3 protein-coding genes are annotated in these 3,674 nt (G+C 31.3%); all 3 read left to right on the forward strand.

Annotated elements, in window-relative coordinates:
* The first annotated feature begins 181 nt into the window (after nucleotides 1-181).
* On the forward strand, nucleotides 182-703 hold the full coding sequence (locus tag CXF67_RS08635) for a hypothetical protein (RefSeq protein ID WP_102088393.1): 522 nt from the start codon (nucleotides 182-184) through the stop codon (nucleotides 701-703).
* 351 nt (nucleotides 704-1,054) lie between these two features.
* Complete coding sequence (locus CXF67_RS08640; protein WP_102088394.1) at nucleotides 1,055-2,695, forward strand: hypothetical protein; 1,641 nt, start codon at nucleotides 1,055-1,057, stop codon at nucleotides 2,693-2,695.
* Nucleotides 2,696-2,708: 13 nt separating this feature from the next.
* A partial coding sequence (locus CXF67_RS08645) for an outer membrane protein assembly factor BamD (RefSeq protein WP_219621028.1) occupies nucleotides 2,709-3,674 on the forward strand: 966 nt, incomplete at its 3' end.

Raw genomic sequence — 3,674 nt, forward strand, 5'->3', positions numbered from 1 at the left:
TCTTGATTCTTAGAATTATATAAAAGATGTATAGAACATATGTTATATATATCCTATATTGGTGGTATATAGAACATTATGTTCTATATACCATTGTTGGCAACAAGCAAAAAAAACCTATTAGTAGGTATTGATTTAATTAATATTAAACTCAATCTTTGAAAGCTAAAACCTAAACACAATGAAAAAATCAATAATTACAGCAGTATGCACATTATTAGTTTACTGTTCAACCTTTGCTCAATTTAAAATACAGAATACAAACTTGGATTGTGAAAAGGTAAAGGGTATTATTACGGAAATGGAAGTACCTGTCTACATCAAAAATGAAAAAACAGGTAATAATAAGCTTATTGGCGCAGGAACAGTAGTAGGAATTTTACTTCCAGAAATCATCAAATATGGAAGTAATGCTCTTAAAAAAGCAACTGCTAAAAAGGTAGAAGATTATACTTTTGAAAGTGAGGTTTTAAGCCCACAAGTAATAAATTTCAAAAAACTAAAGGATAAATTGGCTCTTATAAAGGTTAAGGAACTTTTTTACGCAAAAGGAAGCACCGAAAAGGACAGTTTGGCAACCTATGATTTTGATTTTTATGTAGTAGATAATTTTCTAAAAGTTGAACTTTCAAATATTGTACAAACGCATACTCCCGTAAAAATTCATAAGAATTACGACCTTATTATTAGCAATTTTGATTAATCAATTAGTGCATTTGTTAGAGAAGATATTAAAGATAGTGAAGCTGTACGAGAAAAAATTATTGATTTAGGAACATCAAGTATTAATCTGGTTAATCCAAGTTTTCAATCTACTGAGCTAGCGCTAAAAGCAAAAAATGAAGCACAATTTTTCTTACCTTCAAAAACAAAAGAAGGTGAAAAAATAGAAATTATCGCCTTAATAGTTAAACTCAAATTAAAGCACGTAAACCCTCACGGAACTACGAGTAGTTATTTGAATGAATTTTTAGAAACTAATTCTGAAACGAATGAAAGCCTTTTAACTAAATTATTTATTAAAGAAGCGAAAGAAGATTAAAAATTAAAAAATATGAAAAACAAACTCATTCCAATCCTACTGCTCATATTTACCTTTGTTGCAAATGCACAAATTTACGACGGTACTTTAGTAGAAGACTCCAAAGGACGTTTCATAGGTGACATAAAAGTCCTTGGCATTATGAACAGAGCTCCTATCGATGCAGTGGATAAAACAGGTTTACTCAATGAATTTACCCTCAAAATGAAAGTGTGGGATTATCTAGGTGAACCCTTAGAAATGTACGCCTTTCAATGGTTTAGAAAAGAAAGCTTTAGGGTAAAAGTTGATAATACGACAAGAAGCATTGGGTTAGATCAACTCAAAGAGTATCCAGACTTACAAAAACGTTTTTTAGACTTAAGACCTACAAAAGTAGACATTAAAATATCAGGTAATGCTAGAAAAATTAGTGTAGAAGAATCTAGTGTCCCTATTGATGTTAACTATACTTATATAGTTAAAGATGTTGATTTACTTATTGCAAAAGAAGGTGCGTTTAGAGAACCTACAGTTGCAGGAAGCCCACCCACTTGGAACGAGTTTTTTGATTGGCAATACCCAGAACCTATGGGCCAATTGGTAAATTTAAATGTTTCAGAAGCTAGTTTTAAGCGTCTTTCAGAAGAGGAACAAAAACAGCGAATTAAAAAAATTAAAAACATCTGGAAGCAAGTAAAACAATTAAATGTTAATGCCTCAATTGAAACGTTAGAATGGCCAGAATATGAAATGATAGATATCATAAAAACTTATGACCGTTATAAAAATAAAAAGAAAGAATTAAGCCTGCAGGAAATATTAGATGCTGAGTTGGCAAAAATTCAACGTACTACTGAATATAATCGTAATGATGAATGGGGTGAATTACCTGAGCTAGTTAATCCAATGCCAAAAGTTGGTATTAAAACCGCAGGCAAAAGGGACGGCACAAATATAAATGTACTAATTGATCTTGATACGGGAAATGAGATAACGCTTAAAAATGATTTTTTGCAAGAATATGACCCTAAAGAATATGCAGATGTTCCAGATAGTGATATAGCGATGATATGGAAGGAAGCGTATGCACAGCATTATAGACATTGGAAAGAAGCGACCAAAAAAACACCGAATCCAATAGGTATACTATTAGATAATTATATCCTATTTAAAATAGATATCAATGGTGCATATACAAGTGAATACTACGAAATCACTAATTTTGCTGGGGAAAGAGTTTTTAAAGATACCTACAATAAAAATGATCGTGGTTTCCCTCTAGTAGATATAGCAAATGTCTTGTACTTGATTGACAAAGATGGGGATGTTTCATATTATGAATTTGATGAACGACCTAATATAGATGAGAATTTTAACGTGATATTTACACAAAACACGCCATACAATTACGGAGGAAATATTGATATGCCTTGGAATATTTACTATGAATATGATTTTGAAGGAAATAGAGATGAAGGCGGGCCTTTCGATTTTCAGAGAAACAGGGTACATAATCTTGTGAACAAAAATGGAATAAATCTTATTTTAAGTGGAATTGGAAGAGGCGCCACATTTAAAACTTGGAGAATTAATTTTGCATTTTATGATGATAAATTAAATTTTAAGGGCAACTTAGTGGCTATAGAAAGGGAAGACTATTTTGAAAAATAATAAATTTAAAAAAATGAAAAAATATTATATATTTTTAATTCTCTTATTAGGGTGCTGTTCAATTTTTGCCCAAACTCCCAAACAAAACTTCACTAAAGCAGAAGAGTTTTACAAAAACGGCAACTTTACAGAGGCAGTAAAGCAAACCGAGCGTGTTAAAACGAGTTTAGGCAAGTCCAACCCCAAAGTAGAAGCCCTTTTATTTATGGCGTATTACAACACGCAAGATTATACGAAAGCAAAAATAGCCTACGAAACCCTTAAATTAATGGTGCCAGATAATGTTGAAAACTCAAGCGAATTTGCTTTATACAAAAGCACAGGAGAACAACTTGACAAAAAACTGGCTGAAATTCAAACCGCATTTGAGAAAAAACAAAACCAAGGGTCAAAGTCACTTTATAGTTACTCACAATATGAAGATAAAAATGATAATAAAGAGAGGCGCATAGAAAGAAAAAAAGAGGCTTTTGATAACAGGATGGAAAAAATCCAAGAAAATAAAAGTAAGGAACTCGATAGAATAAAATGGAACACCGCAACTTTCTTAAATAGTATAGATAGTTACAATACTTATCTAAATACTGATGGAGATAGAAAATATGACAAAGAAGCGAAAGAAAAAATTGAAGAACTTGAATTACAGACTTCAAATGGATTAGCAAAGTTTATTCAAGACAATACTCCACGATATGTGACGGGGAAATACACAATATCTAAAACACAATTGACAGTTTATTTTAAACCTAGTCATGTTAATAAATATATTGGGAAAAAAAAATGGATAGATCTCGACAAAATTACGAAAGTGGAATATACCAAACCTTTTGTTCATGTCAGAGGTCCTGTAAGAAGTTTTTATTTTACAATCAAAAGAGGTGTTGAAAAAGAGTATAAAGGTAAAGGTAATTCTAAAAAAGGAGGCATAAACTATTGGGATACTATTGGTTTTCGCTTTGTGGATGCAGAAAAATGTAAA

The sequence above is a fragment of the Psychroflexus sp. MES1-P1E genome, assembly GCF_002836055.1.
Classification (GTDB): Bacteria; Bacteroidota; Bacteroidia; order Flavobacteriales; family Flavobacteriaceae; genus Psychroflexus.

Excerpts from the sequence above, each read along its gene's own strand:
- CXF67_RS08635 (WP_102088393.1), top strand. The coding sequence starts at position 182 with ATGAAAAAATCAATAATTACAGCAGTATGCACATTATTAGTTTACTGT.
- CXF67_RS08640 (WP_102088394.1), top strand. The coding sequence starts at position 1,055 with ATGAAAAACAAACTCATTCCAATCCTACTGCTCATATTTACCTTTGTT.